This window comes from Mycobacterium numidiamassiliense (assembly GCF_900157365.1).
In the GTDB taxonomy this organism is placed as follows: domain Bacteria; phylum Actinomycetota; class Actinomycetes; order Mycobacteriales; family Mycobacteriaceae; genus Mycobacterium; species Mycobacterium numidiamassiliense.
Genome location: NZ_FUEZ01000003.1, coordinates 1329873 through 1349228, shown reverse-complemented (window position 1 = coordinate 1349228; position 19356 = coordinate 1329873). Strand labels below are relative to the sequence as shown.

Below are 19356 nucleotides of genomic sequence, written 5' to 3'. Positions count from 1 at the left end.
CGGTCAGCCCCGCGGAATCTCGCGGCCCTGCTCCTCCTTGTTCCAAGGGCTGTAATCGGCGATCAGGTCCTCCTGGGGCGGCCGCTCGCCGATCGGGATGTGCTGCAGGTTGATTCGGATCCGGTACCAGATCGAACTCGGCCCGCGCATGCCGTCGACCAGCACGTCGGCCGGCTGCAGCCGGCCGGCCACCGCGGGGTATCGGCCCCGCCAGGTGTCCAGCGCGGCCATCGCCTCGTCTTTGGTTTTGGTGCGGGCGATTTCGATGAGCGGCATCGAAGACTGCCGCCGGCCGTCGGTTCGTTTTCCCGAGCCCCTCGGAGCCCGCTCCGGGGGGCCGAGTTCCTCGGCGAGCATGAGCAGCCGGTCCAACTCGCCGACCGCGTCATCCATCCCCGCCCACGGATCGCCGAGTTCGGCGAATCGGGCGGGCACGGTGTCGATGGTGAACGCCTCGGGCCGGCAGCCGGCGACCTCGTCCCAGTGCAGGGGAGTCGACACCCGGGCGTCGGGAGTGGCCCGCACCGAATAGGCCGAGGCGACGGTGCGGTCCTTGGCGTTCTGGTTGAAGTCGACGAAGCCGCCTCCGCGCCCCCCCTCCCCCCGGCGGCTGGCCGCCGCGTCGGGCCCCCGCCGCTCGACCTCACGCGCAACGGTCTGAGCGGCCAGTCGCACCTGACGAAACTCCCAGCGCGGGGCGATCCGCGCGTAGATGTGAAAACCGCGCGAGCCCGACGTCTTCGGCCACGCGACCAGGCCGTGGTCCTCCAGCACGTCGCGGGCCACCAATGCGACGTCGACGATCCGCTGCCAGCTAACCCCGGGCATCGGGTCCAAGTCGACCCGCAATTCGTCGGGATGATCGAGGTCGTCCGCCAGCACGGGATGCGGGTTGAGATCGACGCAGCCCAGATTGATCGCCCAGGCCAGTCCGGCGGCATCGTGGATGACGGCCTCCGCGGCCGATGTGCCGCGGGCGTAGCGAAGTTCTGCGACGTCGACAAAGTCCGGCCGTTTCGCCGGCGCGCGTTTCTGGAACACCGCCTCCTCAGCGATGCCCTTGACGAAGCGCTTGAGGATCATCGGCCGCCCCGCCACGCCCCGCAATGCCCCGTCGGAGACGGACAGGTAATAGCGGACCAGGTCGAGCTTGGTGTAAGGCCCTGTGTGGCCCCGGGCTTCGAACACGACTTTGTCGGGATGGGTGATGGTGACCTCGTGCCCGGCAACCTCTAGTGACGCCGGGCCGGACATGAGCCTCATCGTATTCCGAGAAAATTTTCTGGCCGCGTTGCGACCTGCGTCACATATGGTGAGATTATGCCTAATCTTTCTGGCCTCCCCGGGCAAGCCGTTTCCAAGGTCCAGCAGTACGTCGAGCGCGGCTCGGCCGAGCTGCACTACGTGCGGAAGATCTTCGAGGCGGGCGCGTTCAAGCTGGAGTCGCCGCTCAAGACGGCCGCGATGGCAACTGACATCGCGAAGTGGGGCGAGTTCGGCATGCTGCCCTCGCTGAACGCCAGGCGTACTCCCGATCGCGCGGCGCTGATCGACGAAGACGGCGAGTTCAGCTATCGCGAGCTCGATGAGGCCGCCCACGCGGTGGCCAACGGCCTGATCGACAAGGGCGTGAAGGGCGGCGACGGCGTCGCGATCCTGGCGCGCAACCACCGTTGGTTCGTCATCGCCAATTACGGCGCGGCCCGGGCCGGCGCCCGCATCATCCTGCTTAACAGCGAATTCTCCGGGCCGCAGATCAAAGAGGTCTCCGAGCGCGAGGGTGCCAAGGTGATCATCTACGACGACGAGTACACCAGCGCGGTCAGCAAGGCCGAGCCGGCGCTGGGCAAGCTGCGGGCGCTCGGCGTCAACCCGGACAGCGACGAACCGTCGGGCAGCACCGACGAGACGCTGGAAGAGCTGATCAAGCGCAGCAGCAAAGAACCCGCACCCAAGGCCGCCAAGCACGCGTCGATCATCATCCTGACCAGCGGGACCACCGGAACACCCAAGGGTGCGAACCGCAGCACCCCGCCGACCCTGGCCCCCGTCGGCGGCATCCTGTCGCATGTTCCGTTCAAGGCCAACGAGATCACCTCGCTGCCGGCGCCGATGTTCCACGCCCTCGGATATCTACACGCCACCATTGCGATGTTCCTGGGCTCCACGCTGGTGCTCCGGCGCAAATTCAAGCCGCCCCTGGTTCTGGAAGACATCGAGAAGTACAAGGTGACGGCCATGGTCGTGGTGCCGGTGATGTTGTCCCGCATCCTGGACACGCTGGAAAAGATCGACAAGAAGCCCGACCTGTCCAGCCTGAAGATCGTCTTCGTGTCCGGATCGCAATTGGGCGCCGAGCTGGCCAGCCGTGCGCTCAAGGACATCGGTCCGGTGATCTACAACATGTACGGCTCGACGGAGATCGCGTTCGCCACCATCGCCGGGCCACAGGACTTGGAAAAGAACGCGTCAACGGTCGGGCCGGTCGTCAAGGGAGTCAAGGTCAAGATCCTCGACGACAACGGCAACGAGTTGCCCCAGGGCGACGTCGGACGCATCTTCGTCGGCAATGCCTTCCCGTTCGAGGGCTACACCGGCGGCGGCCACAAGCAGATCATCGACGGCCTGATGTCCTCGGGTGATGTCGGCTATTTCGACGAGCATGGCCTGCTGTACGTCAGCGGCCGCGACGACGAGATGATTGTCTCCGGCGGCGAGAATGTCTTCCCGGCCGAGGTCGAGGACCTCATCAGTGGGCATCCCGAAGTGATCGAGGCCACCGCGATCGGCGTGGAGGACAACGAATGGGGCCATCGGCTACGCGCCTTCGTCGTCAAAAAGGACGGTGCCGGGGTCGACGAGGACACCATCAAGACCTATGTGCGCGACCACCTGGCCCGTTACAAGGTGCCCCGGGAGGTCGTCTTCCTCGAAGAGCTGCCGCGTAACCCGACGGGGAAGATCCTCAAGCGCGAGCTACGCGAAATCGAGATCGACTAGCCGCACCGGGCTATCAGCGCCGGTCCTCGATGGCGCGGACGATCTGGGACGCAAGTTTGGGGTCGGCCAGCAGTCGGTCGATGAGTGCGGTGAGCACCTCTTGGCCGGTCACCCGGGCGACGCCCAGGCGGTCGGCCGCTTCCCGCTGCCAGATGTCCAGGGCCCGGTGGGTGGCCGCGGGCAGGTCGACGGTGCGCCGTGTTCGTTGGATACGTGCCGGTTGATCGCCTGTGGATCGCTCGGGTGAGCGGGGCTCGGCCGGCTGGGTGACCGTCCGCGGAGGGCGCGGCTGCCGGAAACCGGTGAGGCGCTCGGTCGGCGCGGCGTCGCCGGGAGGTGTGGCGGACATGTTCGCGCGGAACGAGCCGGCACCTGATCCGATCTGGCCGGGGTTGAAGTTCACTGCGGCGTCCGTCCCTCCGTGGCTGCCAATCAGTATTTCAGTGCTTACAGCTACTGATTGTCGCACTGGCCCCGGCGTAAGTCGCGCCGCCGAGCCGTGAGACTTCCGTGCCCGGCTGACGGCACTTGGCGGCGGACTCGGCCGCAACCAGGCTCTACCAGCGGGTTTAGGTCGCAATTAGATCGATTTGCTGCAATATCCGTTTAGGCGCCAGAATATGCAACGATCTGATTTAAGACTTCAGTTCGTCGCCTCCGATTGCCCTTTGCATGAATTGGACTTTGTGCGAATTAGCGAATACGCATCGAATGATCTACTGAGATGCGCATTTACGTACATCAGTGAGTCAGTATAACCGCTATGAACTGCATCTTTATCGACTTCCGTACGTACTGATCTCAGTATCTACTCAAGTCCGTAGTGACGTATTTAATGGTTCGCGTAGCCATTTTTACTTCCGGAAGTCCGGAAATATGTGGCCGCAATTGTTGCCAACAAATTCACAGCATCGAATATCGATATTGCTATTGTTTGCCTAGCTATTTATGAGTAGCGTCCTGATCTGTCAGTACCAAGGTCTCGGAAGGAGCTCCTGATGACAATCTCACTGCGATCGATCCGCGGGGCGGCGGCTGGCACAGTCGGCGCCGCAGCGGTAGCCGGCGCGATGCTGTTCGGCGGCATGGCCACCGCTCAAGCCGCCCCAGCGCCCACTACCGGCACAAGCTTCGCTGAAGTCGGCCCGCACGGCCCCGCTGACATCCCGACCTGGGGTGGACGTGGTTTCGGCCACGGCGGTGGTTTCGGCCACGGCGGCTTCGGCCGCGGCGGCGGCGGCTGGGGCCGCGGCGGCGGCGGCTGGGGCCACGGCGGTTGGGGTCACGGCGGCTGGGGCCGCGGTAGTTGGGGCAACGGTGGCTGGGGTCACGGCTTCGGTGGCTGGGGCCACCGTGGATTTGGCCCGTGGTTCTGAAGCCTTTAAGCCTGCGTGGGTAGCGGCCATCCTCCCTGCCTGAGTCACCAGTTGGCCGCCCCACGCGGAGGGGGGATTCATGCCGACCTGGCAACCGCCGGGTCGGCATGGATCTGTTTAGGGGACTGTTTACGGGTCGCGGGGCAGACCCAGCAGCCGCTCGGCGATGATGTTGAGCTGGACCTCCGACGTGCCCCCATAGATAGTGGTGGCCCTGCTGGCCAGCAGGTACTCGCCCCACATGCCCGCCGGCTGATGGGGATCGCCGATCGCGGCGTCGGTGCCGAAGGAGGACACGGCGAATTCCGCGTAGCCCTGGCCGGTCCGCATCGACAGCAGTTTGGAGATAGCCGCCGACGGCATGGCGTCGCCGCCGGCCAGCGTCAACAGCGTCGAGCGCAGATTCAGCACCTTGGCCGCATGACCTTCAGCGATCAACTGCCCGGCCCGGTGCTGAGCGACCTGGTCGAAGTGTCCGTCGCGAACGAACTCGACGAACTGGGGCAGCGTCGCCAGGAAATTCGCGTCGCTGCTGCCGATCGACACACGCTCGGCCGTCAGGGTGTTGCGGCTGACCTCCCAGCCGCGGTTGACCTCGCCCAGCACGCACTCGTCGGGTACGAACACGTCGTCGATGTAGACGGTGTTGAACATTGCGTTGCCGGTGAGCTCGCGCAGCGGCTTGACGTCGACTCCCTCGCTCTTCATGTCCAGCAGGAAATACGTGATGCCGTTGTGTTTCGGCGCCGACGGATCCGTGCGGGCCAGCAGCGCTCCCCACTGGGAGAACTGTGCAGCGGTGGTCCAGATCTTCTGGCCGGTGATGCGCCAGCCACCGTCGACGCGGGTTGCCTTGGTGGTCAGCCCGGCCAGGTCCGATCCCGCACCCGGCTCGGAGAACAGCTGGCACCAGATCATCTCGCCGCGGAAGGTGGGCGGCAGGAACCGTTGTTTCTGCTCCTCGGTGCCGAACGCGACGATCGACGGGATGATCCACGCCGCGATACCCACCTGCGGCCGCTTGACCCGCCCGGTGCTGAACTCCTGGGCGATGAGGACCTGCTCGACCGGGCCGGACGCCCGGCCCCACGGCGCGGGCAGGTAGGGGAGCACCCAGCCGCCCTCGGCGAGCGCGACCGTGCGCGCTTGGCGGTCCATCTCTTTGAACGCGGCCACCTCGGCCCGGATCTCGGCCCGCAGCTTCTCGGTCTCCGGGTCCAGGTCGATATCCACCGCACGCATGCCGGTGGTGGTCGCGGTGTCCACGACCTTCTGCGGGTACTCCGAGCGGCGCCCGAAGCAGGCGGCCAGCATCAGCGCCCGGCGGTAGTAGACATTCGTGTCGTGCTCCCACGTGTAGCCGATGCCGCCGTGCACCTGGATGCAGTCCTGCGTGCAGCGCTGGGCGGCCGCGGGTGCCAGCGTCGCCGCCACCGCGGCGGCGAACTCGACCGCCGGTGCGGTGATGTCCCAATTATGTTGGCGCGCTTCATCAATCGCGCGGGCGGCATCCCACACCGCGGCGGTAGCCCGCTCGGTGTCCGCGATCATCTCCGCACACTTGTGCTTGATGGCCTGGAATTGGCCGATCGGCCTGCCGAACTGTTCGCGGATCTTGGCGTATTGCGACGCGGTGTCGGTCGCCCAGCGTGCCACGCCGATCGCCTCGGCGGACAGCAGTGTGGAAATCAGCGCGTACGCGGTGGCCATGGTCAAGGTGCTCAACACGGCGGCGTCGCCGACCTCGACCGCGTTGGCCCGCACGTGTGCGATCGGGCGCAGGGGGTCCAGGCTTTTGACTGGTTCGATCTCGAGGTCGTCGGCGCGCAGCACCACCCACTCGTCGCGGCTCTCGATCGCCACCGGAAGCACCAGCAGCGACGCCTGCGCCGCTGCGGGCACCGCACGGACCTCACCGCGGATCACCAACGCCTCGCCCTGCTTGGTGGCGGTCAACCCAGAATTCAGCGCGTAGGCGGCGACGGCCGCCCCCGACGCCAGGTCGGCGAGCACTTTCGCGTTTGGGTCGTGCGCAGAGATCAGCGCGCTGGCGATCGCCGACGGCACGAACGGCCCGGGCACCGCGCCGTAGCCGAACTCGGCGAGCACGATAGCCAGCTCGAGGATGCCGAATCCCTGCCCGCCGACATCTTCGGCCAGATGCACACCCGGCAGGCCCTGCTCGGCGGCCGCTTGCCAGTACGCTGGCGGGTTCTCAAGCGGCGTTTCCATGGCCGCGTGCAGCACCTCCGACGGCGCGACTCGCGCCACCAGAGACCGCACCGAGTCGGCCAGGTCTTGATGCTCAGGATTGATCGCGATCGGCATTGGTCGCCTTCCCATGCTTGCGGGGCCCGTTTCGGCCAAGCCCCCTCAATGTAACTAACCGGTCGGTTGGTTAACCACATTGGCCAGTGGCTGCCCATCGCGCAGCCGTCGGCAGTTGGCCACGGCTTCAGTCAGGTAACTCCGCATGCTGTCGGCGGTCAGTCCGCTGATGTGCGGCGTCACCACCACGTTGTCCAGGCCGAGCAGCGGATTGTCGGGGGCGACCGGCTCGAGCTCGAAAACGTCCAGTCCGGCGGCGGCCAGCTGTCCGCCGCGCAGCGCATCGACGAGCGCGCCCTCGTCGGCGATGGCGCCGCGTGAGGTGTTGACCAGTACCGCACCGGGTTTCATCCGCGCTATCCCGTCCCGGCTGAGCAGATGATGGGTGTCGGTCGTCAACGGCAGGTGCAGCGAAACGATGTCGCTGGCTGCCAGCAATTCGGGCAGCGCGCGCCAGCCCGGCGTCCCGTCGTCGTGGGTGCTGTTGTGCAGGACGGTGGCGCCCATTGCCGCAACGATGTCGTCCACCCGTCTGGCGATGTTGCCGTAGCCGACCAGGCCGACGGTGCAGCTGCCGATGTTGCGTACCTTCTCGCCGAGTTCGGGATTCGCCGGCCAGCCGCGTCCTTGACGGGTGGCGCCGTCCAGTGCCAGTAGCCGACGCATTGCGGCGAGCATGAGCAGCACCGTGCCTTCGGCCACCGCCGGCGCATTGGCGCCGGGCATATTGGCGACCGCGATGCCGCACTCCGTCGCGGTCGCGACGTCGATGGTGTTCACCCCGGCACCCAGTTTTTGCACCAGCCGCAGCCTCGTCCCGCGTCGCAAGTCGTCGCCCGACAGCGGCCGCAGCACGTGCCAGATCACCTCGGCCTCGGGCAACTCGCGGTAGAAAGTCGTGTCGTCGTCCTCGGCACACCACCGGATATCGATCCAATCCGCCTCGGCAGCAAGCAGATCCAGCGCCTTATCGCCGGCAACGAAGTGGGCTAGGACTCTCACGAGACCTTCAGCGCCAGCGCTTGCTGATCCATTTGGCGATGGTATCGGCTTGCTCGGTGCGCGCGCCCGGGGTGGTGAAGTAGTGGTCGGTGTCGATCGAGACCTGCGCCTTGTCGGCGCCGGCGAGTGCGTCATAGATGCGCTGGGCGTCGGACGGGAAGACTCCGCTATCGGCCTCGGCGTTGATCACCAGAGCGGGACAGGTGATCCGGCCCAGATGCGGCTCGGCCCGGGTCTGCGCCACCCGCAGGCTCCACATGTTCAGCCAGTTCCGCAGCGTGCAGGCCGCGGCGATGCCGTGCGCGGAGCGGTTCGCCTTGACCGGCACGCCCGCGTAGCACTGATTGGCCGGTCGCTTGCTCGGCTCGATGTTCGGGTCCACCATCCGCGGGTCCGCCCAGGTCCGCATCACGGTGAACGGGCGGTCCGAAAAGCCGGCAGCACGAACACGTTTGAGCTCGTCCTCCACCCAGTCGGTGATGGCGTGGTTGCGGGCGACCTGCGCCGCGCGGTAGCGGTCGAGGAACTCTGGTGGGTACGGCGGGCCGTTGGCGTCGTTGAACAGATCGAGGCTGGGATCGGTGGCAACGGGATCGTTCTCATCGACGACGGCGGCGTCCATCCATGCGGTCAGCACCTCGGGGCGCCCGGGGTGCGCCGCGGTGGCCAGGTACCCGTCGGCGGGAATCAACTCCGTCAGCCCGGCGGCCGGCCGCATCCCATCGAGCGGCGTCACGTTCGGTTCCACGGCCTGCGACTGATAGGCGGCCATCAACGAGCCGCCGCCCGAATTACCCAGTAGCACAACGGCATCAACGCCTTGAACGTCACGCAGCCAGCGCACCCCGACACCGATGTCGACCAGTGCGTGGTCGAGCAGAAAATTGGACTCGAAACCGCGGAACCTGGTGTTCCAGCCCAGGAATCCGATGCCGCGGATGGCCAGGTAATCGGCGAGATAGTGCTCGGAGAAATCGATTTGATAGTGCGTGGCGATCACCGCCACCTTCGGCTTGCGTCCCACTCCGCGGTGGTACAGCCCCTGGCATGGATGCCCACCCGCGGCTGCGCGCCCGGCCGTGCGCGACGGCAGCCCGACGAACTCGCGGATCACCCCGGCGGAACCCCCTCGACCGGCCAATTCAGTTATCCCCCTGGAGAGTAGATAGCGCGGTAGTAGATGTTGGCGAGGGTTTGGATGCAGGCCTCGTCGTCGGGTTCGCCGGAACGCGCCCCGCTGAGCTGGATGTAACAGAACTGGTTGAACATCGCCACGATGGCCTCGGCGATCAGCCGGGGGTCGTCGTCGGCGCAATGGCCATCGGCCTGAGCGCGCCTCACCGTCTCGGCGATGAATGAGATCGGTATCGCGCAGATTTCGGCCCAATACTGCGCGAAGTCGTCGTTGACCATCGCCAGCTGAGACACGCTGATGATCTCCGCGAGCCGGTTGCGGTAGGTATGCCAGTGCGCGGTGGCGGCCTGGTGCGCGCGGTCGCGGTGGGACAGGCCATGCCGGGTCACCGGAAGTGCGCGCTCGTTGGCCTCGTCCCGGAAACGCAGGGCCCACTGCCGGACCATTGCTTCCTTGGAGTCGTAGTAGTTGTAGAAGGATGCCGCCGAGCGGCCCGCCTCCGTGGCGATGTCGGCAATGGTCGTCGCCAGGATTCCCTTGCGCGCGATGACCGTTCGAGCGGCTGTGTCGATGGCGGCCTGTGTCCGCCTGCCGCGATGGGTCGGGAATTCGGTTGGCCGGGGGGGCCGGCTATTGGATTCCGCCGCGATCGACACCTGCTGCAAACCTCCCCTGGACAAAACTGAACCTGATGTTAGATTCAGATTCGGATCTTGGCTAGGCCGAGGCCCGGGGAACGATGGGAGCCGCATCATGATCAGGCCGGACTACACCAACACCGAGTTCGAGCTCGGCGGGATCAATCATGTTGCGCTGGTGTGTTCCGACATGCGGCGCACCGTGGAGTTCTACCGCGACATCCTCGGCATGCCGCTGATCAAGTCTCTTGATCTGCCGGATGGAGCGGGGCAACACTTCTTCTTCGACGCCGGCAACGGCGACTGCGTCGCGTTCTTCTGGTTTGCCGATGCGCCCGACCGGGTGCCGGGTATCTCGTCGCCGGGCGCGATCCCCGGCATCGGCGACATCACCAGCGCGGTTAGCACCATGAACCACTTGGCCTTTCATGTTCCGGCCGAGAAGTTCGACGCCTACCGCCAGCGGCTCAAAGACAAAGGCGTACGGGTGGGCCCGGTGCTCAACCACGACGAGAGCGAGAGGCAGGTGTCGGCGACGGTGCATCCCGGCGTGTACGTGCGCTCGTTCTACTTCCAGGATCCCGACGGGGTAACCCTCGAATTTGCTTGCTGGGTAAAGGAATTCGCCGAGGGTGACACGAAGGCTGTGCCGAAGACAGCGTCGGACCGGAGGTCGCGGGCGGCCGTCGTACGCTGAACGGTAAGACCGTGCCGAACCGGGGGACGCCACGATGACCGAGGGCATTTTGACCGATGAACAGATCGCAGCGCTGACGCCCGAGGAGCGGCGGGATCTGGTCACCCGGCTAGAGCAACCGCTGAGCGAACTGATCGATCCGATGCTGTTGGCCCGGATACGGCGTATCCGACTGGGACTCATGGTCCTTTGTTCGATCGCGATGATTCCCTGGCTGGTGTATCTGGCCCTGACGCTGCCGGACAGTTACGTCGCCCACAACTGGACGCTTACCTGGGTGGGTTTCGACATCCTGTTGGTGACGTTCATGCTGGCAACCGCCGTGTTCGGTTATTTTCGCCGCCAGGTGCTGATGTTTGCGGCCTTCACCGCCGGGGTGCTGCTGATCTGTGATGCGTGGTTCGACCTGATGACCGCGGGGCCCAACGACATTTGGCTGTCGGTGTTCACGGCGCTGGGCATCGAAGTGCCGTTGGCGATCTTCATGATCACCGGGGCGCAGCGGATCATGCGGCTCACCATGATGCGCCTTTGGCTGCTGGACCCGAAGATGCGGCTCTGGCACCTGCCGCTGTTTCCTTGAGGCCGAACAGGTTTGGATTGGCGAGTTTGTCGATCAGTGCCGCCAGCTGATCGACCAGCTGGTCGGGCTCCAGTCGTACGTCGGCGGCCAGCCAAGCGCTCAGCGTCTGTCCCACACCGCCGACCACGAAGTGCGCACCGGCCTTCATGCGATCGTTTGCCGGAATCCGCAGCGTGTCGCCGGCCTGCTGGCCGGTCAGCACGGCGAACAGGGCGGTTGATTCCGCGCGCTTGCGCACGATCACGGCATCGGCGAGTTGGGTGCTGAACAGCAGGCGTCCGATGCGGGCGTCTGCCGCGATGGTCTGCACGATGTTGGCCATCGCGGCGCGTGCTTGTTCGCGCGCCGGCACCGCCGCCACCGCGGCCTGGGTGGTGGCGGCCACACCGGCCACCACCCAGTCGAAGACAGCACTCACGAATTCGTCTTTGTCGCTGAAGCTTTCGTAAAAGTAGCGCGGGGTGAGTCCGGCCTGCCGGCAGGCGGCGCGAACCGTCAGCGCCGGCGTGCCCTGCGTGCCGGTTCCCAGCACGTCCAGGCCCGCGGCCAGCAGCCTGCCGCGGCGCTCGGCTACCCGCTTGGCCGCTTTGACGCCGCGGTACGGGCGCTCGCTTGCGGTCTCGGACATGAGCACCATCTTGACACCGAAGCCGGGCCGAGGGCAATATCAGGAAACAGGCGTTATCACATTAACCGCGAGGGCCCAGGAGGTCGTGGGATGGCAATTCGTGAGACGGTCGAGCCGCCGATCCCGCACGTCGAGCGCCCGATCGCCGATCCGCCGCGAAGGCAGTCGGGCAGGCAGCGCGGTCGCGCCCTGGGCAGCGACGAAGGTTTGATGGGCGTGGCGCTCCTGGCCGGCCCGGCCAACGTGATCATGCAGCTGGCGCGCCCCGGTGTCGGGTATGGCGTCATGGAGAGTCGCGTCGAGAGCGGACGGATCGACCTGCACCCGATCAAACGGGCGCGCACCACGTTCACCTACCTTGCGGTCGCCACCGCCGGCAGCGACGCGCAGAAAGACGCCTTCCGACGCGCCGTGAACCGCGCGCACGCGCAGGTGTACTCCACTGCGGAAAGCCCGGTGCAGTACAACGCCTTTGACCTGGACCTGCAACTGTGGGTGGGGGCGTGCCTCTACAAGGGCGGGGTCGACATCCACCGCATCTTCATCGGCGAGTTGGACGCCGAGGACGCCGAACGGAGTTATCGCGAAGGCATGACGCTGGCCACGACGCTGCAGGTTCCGTCCGAGATGTGGCCCGCGGATCGGGGGGCCTTCGACCGGTACTGGCAACAGTCGCTGGCGCAGGTGCACATCGACGATGCCGTACGCGACTACCTGTATCCGATCGCCGCGGGCCGAGTGCGCGGGGTGACACTGCCTCGTCGGTTGCAGCGTCTCTTGGACGACTTCAACCTGCTGATCACCACAGGCTTTCTGCCGCAACGGTTTCGCGATGAGATGCGGTTGCCCTGGGACGCGGCCAAGCAACGGCGATTCGATCGGCTGATGGATGTCTTGCGCACCGTCAACCGGCTGATGCCGCGGTTCGTCCGGCAGTTTCCGTTCAACGTGCTGCTGTGGGACGTCGACCGCCGAATCAGGACGGGACGGCCGTTGGTCTAGCGCCTGGCAGGGGCGCCGCGCGCGCACGTGTTGATAATGACAATCATATTCATTAAGCTCTGTTCGGTCTGGTTCCTCTCCCAGCCCGAGGAGTTCTGCGATGACGGCGCCCATTTGGATGGCCTCACCCCCGGAGGTGCACTCGACGTTGCTGAGTGCCGGCCCGGGGCCGGGGTCGTTGTTGGCTGCCGCGGGGGCATGGAACTCGTTGAGCGCCGAATACGCTTCAACGGCAGAACAACTCAGCGTCGTGTTGGCCGAGGTCCAGGCCGGGGCTTGGGAGGGGCCGAGTGCGGAGTCGTACGTGGCCGCTCATGTGCCGTATCTGGCGTGGCTGATAAAGGCCAGCGCCGACAGCGCGGCCACGGCCACCCAGCTGGAGACGACGGCCGCCGCCTACACCGCCGCGCTGGCGGCCATGCCCACGCTGCCCGAGCTGGCCGCCAACCACGTCGTGCATGGGGCGCTGCTGGCGACGAATTTCTTTGGGATCAACACCATTCCGATCGCGGTGAACGAAGCCGACTACGCGCGGATGTGGGTTCAGGCCGCCACCACCATGGGTACCTATGACGCGGTGTCCACCGCGGCGGTCGCCGCGACCCCGCAGGCTGACCCCGCGCCGACGATCGTGAAGGTCGATGACGCGGAAAGCGGTGACAGCCCCCCTAACCAGCCCCCCACCGACATCTCCGGCGACAACCCGCTGGGACTTCCGCAATGGCTCCGCGACCTCTTGAACCAGCTCGGTATCGGAAATGAACTGCTCGCCCACGACCCTACGGTTGATACACCGCTCGACCAACTCATCGCGAGTTTCCTGCACACCTTCGGGATCAATTGGAACCCCGCCATGGGCACCGTCAATGGCTTCACCTACGACCAATATACGAACCCACTCACACTGATTTTTTGGGTCGTGCGAGGGCTCGAAAAACTTGAGGATTTTCAGCAGTTTTTCCACTACTTGCTGCAAAATCCGATCGTGGCCTTCCAGTACCTGGGTAGCCTCATTTTGTTCGACTGGCCGCTCCACATAATCGAAGAACTTCCTTTCTTGCCGGAGTTGCTGTCGCCCGCGATCGCCGCAGGGGTGGCCCCATTCGCGGCGGGAGGCGCGCTCGCGGGGTTGGCCGGGCTGGCCGCAATACCTGCACCCCCGGTCCTACCGGTACCCGCCCCCATTGCGCCGCCCATCGCGCCGCCCATCATCCCGGCTCTGGGCTCGACTCCGATGGCCGCGCCGGCCCCGGCGCCTACCTCCGCGCCGTCACCGGCGCCCGCGACGAGTCCGGCGGCCAGCCCGGCGCCGCCACCGCCGGCGGCGACGCCGGCCGGGCCGGGTTTCGCCCCTCCGTACGCCATCGGGCCCGGCCTCGGGCTTGGCTCGGGGATGAGTAGCAGTGCTAGTTCGAGCGCGAAAAGGAAAGCGCCCGAACCCGATAGCGCCGCGGCGGCCGCAGCCGCTACGGCGGGCGAGGCGGCACGAGCCCGACGTCGCCGGCGGGCACGCCAACGCGGCTACGGCGATGAGTACATGGATATGAACGTCGACGTCGATCCGGACTGGGGCGCGCCAGCTGGCGAGGAGTCCCTCGTCTCAACGACGGCTTCGGACCGCGGGGCCGGGAATCTGGGCTTTGCCGGCACGGCACGCAGCGAAATAGACACGAAGGCAACGGGTTTGACGACACTGACCTCCGACGAGTTTGGCAGCGGCCCGAGGATGCCGATGCTGCCGGGCAGCTGGGGTTCCGACGGAGATCGAGAGGCTGCGAATGAAACCTGACATTCACCCCGATTACCACCCTGTGGTCTTCCAGGACGCCACTACCGGTGCGACGTTCCTGACTCGATCGACGATCACAAGTTCGCGGACCGTCGAGTGGCAATCGCCGGACGGAGCGCATACTTACCCACTCGTCGTTGTTGAGGTCACCTCGGATTCACACCCGTTTTGGACCGGGGGTCGCCGCATCGTCGACACCGCGGGGCAGGTGGAGAAATTCCACCGCCGCTACGGCAACCGGCAATCGCCGGCCAGCGCCCGATAGCCCGGTTCCACGAAGCGCCGAGCGGCCTCCCGCATGTCGTCGGTCAACGGGCGAAGCTGGGGGCTATCGCCCGAAAAGGGCTGGCGGATCAGACTCTTGGCGTAAAAACGAGACTCGAACCTCATGCGCTCGATTGCCGCATCATTGGCCTCGATGCCGAAATGCGATGCCGCGCTTTGCCATATCGCATCGGGAAGCTCACTGTAGTCGACGCACAACCGCCCCGACGGGTCGGTTGCGGCGGCGTCCAGCATCGCGGCAAGCACGCTGGCCGCGAACTCCGGACGCGTCATCGCCGGGATCGTCACCGGGTCAAGACCGAAACGCTGTGCGGCGTGCTGCGGCGTGGCCTGTAGTCGCAACCAGCCCGGTGGCATCGCGAGGAGTGAGGCCAGCACGCGCGCTGGTTCGCGCTGAACCCAGATCCACGGCGTTTCCGGAAACGCGGCAGCCAGAATCGCTCGGCGGCGGATATTCCAGCTCGTGCACTTGAGCACCAACCGTTGTTCGTCGCCGTGCCGACGGCGGCCGAGCGCCCGCACGACGAGTCGCACCAGCCGCACCAGCGTCGCGTCCTCGATCTGGCCGGGGCCGAGGCCGAGCAGCGTATTCAGCGGAGAAGGCTCGGAGACGACCACGACGCCGGGGAGCGTGCCCAGGAGCCGCGACACCAGCGTCGAGCCGCACCGAGAGAGGTGAAAGATCATGCCCGCCGGTTCGAGTGAGGGCTCGCCGTCGAGAACGTCGAGCGCCTCGAGCCCAGTGCGTACGACCGGACGGGCATGCGGGCCGGCCGCCCAACGAGCGATGGTCTGGTCGAAGAATGGATCGACGAAGCGCTCCGACGACAGATCGGCCCAGTAGACGACCGGAGCGGGCCCGGAGAACTCCAGCCTGACCGGTGTCCAGCGCGCCAGACCGGCGTGCGAATCAGTCATCGGTAAGCCGGATTAGGAATCCGCTCACAATCAACGATCGGACCAGCTCGATCTGCTGCTGGGTGCTCAGGTCGGGTAGGTCGCAAACCCGAAACGGCTCAGTGCTTTTCGAGATGAACTTCATCGCGGTTTCATGGTCGAGGCCGGCGCCCACCGACAGGGTTGCGAATTGCAGGGAGACGCCGCCGTCGACGGATTTCACTCGCGAATAGAGCGGCTGGTACTTCTGCACGAGAGTTTGCCCGTCGACATCGGCGCTGTGTGAAATCGGGCCGATTGGTGGGCATTTACCACGGCGGACTAGCACGTCCGCCAGTGTGTCGAGGCCTCCCGCGAGCGCATTCGGGTCCTCGAGTGTTTGGGCCGCCTCACGCATCAGAGCGCCCACAGTTGTGCGGACGTCGGCGTCATCGAGATGCCGTGACGGCAGAAGGGCGTTCCAGCGGTCATCCTGAAAGCTCTGCGAATACAACGTCCCGATCGCAAGCATCATCAGGGTCGGCGCGTGAATTCCGACGGTCAGGTGGACGGAAGACTCGGAGTGGGTCTCTGCCTCATGAATTCGGCCACGTGGCAGATAGAGCACGTCGCCGGCTTCGAGGCGTAGGTCGCTCGGTGGGGGAAGGCTGTCCGGAGCGATCGCTTTGTTCTTCTCGGGCCGCATCTCGCGGGGCAGTAAATCGACACCGTCATAGATATGCCAGGTTTTCGATCCCCGGATCTGCAAGATCAAAACGTCGTGGGCGTCGTAGTGCGGGACGAGCCCTTGTGACTCGGGCGGCGTGATGTAGGCATTGACCTGTATCGGAAAGTTCAGCTCGACCTCGATCGACTGGGACAGCAAAGCAATTGGGCGTACATACTGCTCGACGCCTTCACAGACGATCGTGTAGCCGTCCGCAAAGTCGTTACGGATGTGGAGGAGATCGAGACTGCCGTCGCCCAGCTGGTAGCTGTCGCCCCTTTTTTTGTCCTGTTGCCGTACCAGGCGCAGCGCCGAAGGGTAGCGGCGATACCGCTCCAGCAGTTCTTCCACCGCCGACGATCCTTCCAAGAGGCTATCGAAGTAGCCCTCGCAGCTACGTTTGATGTGGTACTGCGTCACTCCCCATATCTCGTCGAGAAATGTTTGCACCGTGAGGGGTTGAAGCAACCCGGCTAGCGATGGCTCGATGGTCGACCTCCCAAACCTCGTCGTGGTGTCGCACTTCGAAACTGTGTCTGGCCTTGCATCATCCCAGTTCGCAAGTCAGTTTGCCACGCCTATGTTCACTACTACCGTTGCGCCCCATAGGGAAAGCTGCGGCCGAGCGACCCTATGACGAGCCGCACCAGTTTAATCAGTGTTGCGTCTTCGATCTCATCGGGCGCCGGTCCGAGAAGTGCGTTAAGCGGCGCAGGCTCGGAAACCACGACGACGCCGGGAAGGATGCCCAGCAGCCGCGAGACCAGCGTCGACCCGCATCGCGAGAAATGAAAGATGACGCCCGCCCGCCCAGCGGGCGATGGTCTGATCGAAGAACGGGTCGACGAGGCGCGCTCTACCGAGAGGTCGGCCCAGTCGACCCGGGCGTGGGCCCGGAGAAGTCCAGCCGCACCGGCGTCCAGCGGACGAGGGCGGCGAACGAATCAGTCGTCGGGTAATCGGACAAGGAATCCGCTCACAATCAACGATCGGACAAGCTCGATCTGCTGGTGGATGGCCAGCTCGGGTAATTCGGAAACCCGAAATGGCTCAGTGCTTTTCGCGATGAACCGCAGTGCGGTTTCGTGGTCGGCGCCTACGCGTACCGATGAACTCGCGAACTGCAGCGAAACGCCGCCGTCAACAGCCCACACCCGCGCATAGAGCGGTTGATATTTCCGCACGAGTGTTTGTCCGTCGATTCCGAAGTGTGAAATCGGGCTGACGGGTGGGCATTTGCCGCGGCGGACCAAATCATCCGCAAATGCGGCTAGTACTTCGGCAATGGCCTTCGGGTCCCCGGCGGCTTGAAAGCCGTCACGCACCAGATCTCCAAGGGCGGCAGGTACGTCCGCGTCGTCGAGGTAACGCGGCGGTAGTTGGGCGTTTAAACGATCGTCGTTGAAGCTGTGCGAACGGAGCGCCCCGATGGCGAGCATGAGCAGGGTGGGCGGGTGCATTGCGACGGTCAGATGGATCGATGGCTCCGAGGTCGTCTCGGCCGCATGAAATCTGCCGCGTGGGAAGTAAAGCACGTCGCCGGCGTCCAGGCGCAAGTCTGTAGGCGTTAAGAGGTCGTCGACAGCAACCACTTTGTTTTTGTTGCGCTCGATCTCCCGCGGCGGTACCACGACGCCGTCGTACAGATGCCAGATCTTGGATCCCAGGACCTGCAGGACCAACACGTCGTGTGTGTCGTAGTGGGGAATGAGTCCCTGCGACACGGGCGGGGTGATGTAAACATTGACCTTTACGGGAAAGTTCAGCTCGACCTCGATGGAGTGCGACAACGTCGCAATCGCGCGCACGTGGCGCTCCACGCCGTCCAGCACGATTGTGTAGCCATTGGCAAAGTCGTTGCGAACGCTGTCGACATCGAGGCGGCCATCGATGAGTCGATAGCTGTTGGGACCCATCTTTTGGTCATTTCCCCGGACTAGGCGCACCGCCGACGGCTCGTGGCGAAATAAGTTCACAAGTTCGTCAATCCCCGATGAGCCCGGCAGGAGACCATCGAAGTAGCCCGCGCAGCAACGCTTGACGTGGTGCTGCGTTGCTCCCCATATCTCGTCGAGAAATGTTTGCACCGTGAGGGGTTGAAGCAACCAGGCTAGTGACGGCTCGATGATCGACCTCCCAAACGCCGGAAATGCGGTATTATCCAGCATTCCAGTTCGAGGACCAGTTTGCATCCCCAAGTTCACCACTACCGTTGCGCCCCATAGGGAAAGCTGTCCCGGACGCGGCGTAGTCTCGTGGCATGCGCAGTGAAGGCGATACCTGGGACATCACAACGAGTGTCGGTTCGACCGCGTTGTTCGTGGCGACAGCACGGGCGCTGGAGGCGCAGAAGCCCGATCCGCTGGTCGTCGACCCGTATGCCGAGATCTTCTGCCGGGCGGTCGGCGGTCCCGCTGCCGACGTCCTCGACGGCAAGATTCCCGACCACCAGCTGAAGACCGCCGATTTCGGCGAGCACTTCGTCAACTTTCAGGGGGCGCGCACCAAATACTTCGATGAGTATTTCCGCCGGGCCGCCGATGCGGGCGTGCGGCAGGTGGTCATCCTCGCGGCGGGACTGGACTCGCGCGCCTACCGGTTGGACTGGCCGGCGGGGACGACGATCTTCGAACTCGACCAGCCGCAGGTCCTCGATTTCAAGCGCGAGGTGCTCGCCGGCCAGGGGGCTCAACCACGGGCCGAGCGCAGGGAGATCGCCGTCGACCTGCGTGACGACTGGCCACAGGCCTTGCAGGACAACGGCTTTGATCCGGCTAAGCCTTCGGCGTGGATCGCCGAGGGGCTGCTGATCTATCTGCCGGCCAGCGCCCAGGAGCAGCTGTTCACCGGCATCGACTCGCTGGCCGGTCCCGGCAGCCACGTCGCGGTCGAGGACGGTGCGCCGATGAAGTCCGACGACTACGAGGCCGCTCTCGAAGAAGAACGGGCAGCCACCGCCGCGGGCGACGGCCGGGTGTTCTTCCAGCTGGTGTACAACGAGCAGCACGCGCCGGCCACCGAGTGGCTGAACAAGCATGGCTGGAACGCAGCCGACACTCCGCTGGCCGATTACCTGCGTCAGGTAGGCCGCCCAGTGCCCGGTCCGGAGACCGAAGCCGGGCCGATGATCGCGCGCAACACTTTGGTGAGTGCCGTCAGGGCGTGAGTCGATCAGAGCCACGTCGCCGGCGATCAGCGCTCCGGTTCCGATGAGCTTTTAAAGAATCGGCCTAGCGCCGGAACTCTTGCGGGCTTCCGTCCGACTACTGGTGGGGTCTTATTGTGCCGCC

The 19356-nt window shown here is 65.3% G+C and carries 18 protein-coding genes; 8 read left to right on the top strand and 10 right to left on the bottom strand.

The window, feature by feature from the left end:
• Window positions 1-3 precede the first annotated feature (3 nt).
• Window positions 4-1263, bottom strand: a complete 1260-nt coding sequence (locus MNAB215_RS06290; RefSeq protein WP_077077935.1) for a DNA polymerase domain-containing protein — start codon at window positions 1261-1263, stop codon at window positions 4-6.
• Window positions 1264-1320: 57 nt separating this feature from the next.
• Between MNAB215_RS06290 and fadD2 the strand changes: the two genes are divergently transcribed.
• On the top strand, window positions 1321-3000 hold the full coding sequence (gene fadD2, locus MNAB215_RS06285; RefSeq protein WP_077077934.1) for a long-chain-fatty-acid--CoA ligase FadD2: 1680 nt from the start codon (window positions 1321-1323) through the stop codon (window positions 2998-3000).
• Between the two features lie 13 nt (window positions 3001-3013).
• Here fadD2 and MNAB215_RS06280 read toward each other — a convergent pair whose 3' ends face one another.
• Window positions 3014-3403, bottom strand: coding sequence for an ATPase (locus MNAB215_RS06280; RefSeq protein ID WP_077077933.1), 390 nt, complete (start codon window positions 3401-3403; stop codon window positions 3014-3016).
• A 595-nt stretch (window positions 3404-3998) separates the two neighbouring features.
• Here MNAB215_RS06280 and MNAB215_RS29930 point away from each other — a divergent pair.
• Window positions 3999-4376, top strand: coding sequence for a hypothetical protein (locus MNAB215_RS29930; RefSeq protein ID WP_108637542.1), 378 nt, complete (start codon window positions 3999-4001; stop codon window positions 4374-4376).
• Between the two features lie 129 nt (window positions 4377-4505).
• Here MNAB215_RS29930 and MNAB215_RS06270 read toward each other — a convergent pair whose 3' ends face one another.
• From MNAB215_RS06270 to MNAB215_RS06255, 4 genes are read right to left on the bottom strand one after another with little or no spacing between them, the layout of a single operon-like run.
• On the bottom strand, window positions 4506-6704 hold the full coding sequence (locus MNAB215_RS06270; protein ID WP_077077932.1) for an acyl-CoA dehydrogenase family protein: 2199 nt from the start codon (window positions 6702-6704) through the stop codon (window positions 4506-4508).
• 54 nt (window positions 6705-6758) lie between these two features.
• Entirely contained in the window at window positions 6759-7706 is a 948-nt protein-coding gene (locus MNAB215_RS06265) for a 2-hydroxyacid dehydrogenase (protein ID WP_077077931.1), read from the bottom strand.
• Window positions 7707-7713: 7 nt separating this feature from the next.
• Window positions 7714-8847: an alpha/beta hydrolase gene (locus MNAB215_RS06260; protein WP_108637541.1), complete on the bottom strand. Its 1134-nt coding sequence runs from the start codon at window positions 8845-8847 to the stop codon at window positions 7714-7716.
• A gap of 5 nt (window positions 8848-8852) precedes the next feature.
• Window positions 8853-9491 carry a TetR/AcrR family transcriptional regulator gene (locus MNAB215_RS06255; RefSeq protein WP_245830202.1) on the bottom strand — a complete coding sequence of 213 codons (639 nt, stop codon included), beginning with the start codon at window positions 9489-9491 and terminating at the stop codon, window positions 8853-8855.
• Window positions 9492-9594: 103 nt separating this feature from the next.
• Here MNAB215_RS06255 and MNAB215_RS06250 point away from each other — a divergent pair, with 103 nt between their 5' ends.
• Together MNAB215_RS06250 and MNAB215_RS06245 are read left to right on the top strand one after the other, a co-directional pair.
• Entirely contained in the window at window positions 9595-10176 is a 582-nt protein-coding gene (locus MNAB215_RS06250; protein ID WP_077077927.1) for a VOC family protein, read from the top strand.
• A gap of 34 nt (window positions 10177-10210) precedes the next feature.
• The gene (locus MNAB215_RS06245) at window positions 10211-10759 is read left to right on the top strand and encodes a hypothetical protein (protein WP_077077926.1); all 549 of its coding nucleotides are present in this window, start codon (window positions 10211-10213) and stop codon (window positions 10757-10759) included.
• Here MNAB215_RS06245 and MNAB215_RS06240 read toward each other — a convergent pair.
• Window positions 10692-11396 (bottom strand): TetR/AcrR family transcriptional regulator, encoded by a 705-nt coding sequence (locus tag MNAB215_RS06240; RefSeq protein ID WP_077077925.1) that lies wholly within the window; start codon window positions 11394-11396, stop codon window positions 10692-10694. The two genes, MNAB215_RS06245 and MNAB215_RS06240, sit on opposite strands and share 68 nt — an antisense overlap.
• 81 nt (window positions 11397-11477) lie before the next feature.
• On the opposite strand from MNAB215_RS06240, the gene MNAB215_RS06235 reads away from it, so the two are divergent.
• From MNAB215_RS06235 to MNAB215_RS06225, 3 genes are all read left to right on the top strand, one after another.
• Complete coding sequence (locus tag MNAB215_RS06235; RefSeq protein WP_077077924.1) at window positions 11478-12389, top strand: oxygenase MpaB family protein; 912 nt, start codon at window positions 11478-11480, stop codon at window positions 12387-12389.
• 100 nt (window positions 12390-12489) lie between these two features.
• Complete coding sequence (locus MNAB215_RS06230) at window positions 12490-14178, top strand: PPE family protein (RefSeq protein ID WP_077077923.1); 1689 nt, start codon at window positions 12490-12492, stop codon at window positions 14176-14178.
• A complete protein-coding gene (locus MNAB215_RS06225) occupies window positions 14168-14443 on the top strand; it encodes a type B 50S ribosomal protein L31 (protein WP_077077922.1) in 276 nt (91 codons plus the stop codon). The genes MNAB215_RS06230 and MNAB215_RS06225 overlap by 11 nt, the downstream gene beginning before the upstream one ends.
• On the opposite strand, the gene MNAB215_RS06220 is transcribed toward MNAB215_RS06225, so the two are convergent.
• From MNAB215_RS06220 to MNAB215_RS06210, 3 genes are all read right to left on the bottom strand, one after another.
• Window positions 14407-15381 carry a sulfotransferase family protein gene (locus MNAB215_RS06220; RefSeq protein WP_077077921.1) on the bottom strand — a complete coding sequence of 325 codons (975 nt, stop codon included), beginning with the start codon at window positions 15379-15381 and terminating at the stop codon, window positions 14407-14409. The genes MNAB215_RS06225 and MNAB215_RS06220 overlap by 37 nt on opposite strands.
• A complete protein-coding gene (locus MNAB215_RS06215; RefSeq protein ID WP_077077920.1) occupies window positions 15374-16555 on the bottom strand; it encodes a cupin domain-containing protein in 1182 nt (393 codons plus the stop codon). The genes MNAB215_RS06220 and MNAB215_RS06215 overlap by 8 nt, the downstream gene beginning before the upstream one ends.
• Window positions 16556-17010: 455 nt before the next feature.
• A complete protein-coding gene (locus MNAB215_RS06210) occupies window positions 17011-18234 on the bottom strand; it encodes a cupin domain-containing protein (protein ID WP_077077919.1) in 1224 nt (407 codons plus the stop codon).
• Between the two features lie 92 nt (window positions 18235-18326).
• Between MNAB215_RS06210 and MNAB215_RS06205 the strand changes: the two genes are divergently transcribed.
• A complete protein-coding gene (locus MNAB215_RS06205; RefSeq protein ID WP_077077918.1) occupies window positions 18327-19232 on the top strand; it encodes a class I SAM-dependent methyltransferase in 906 nt (301 codons plus the stop codon).
• Window positions 19233-19356 lie beyond the last annotated feature (124 nt).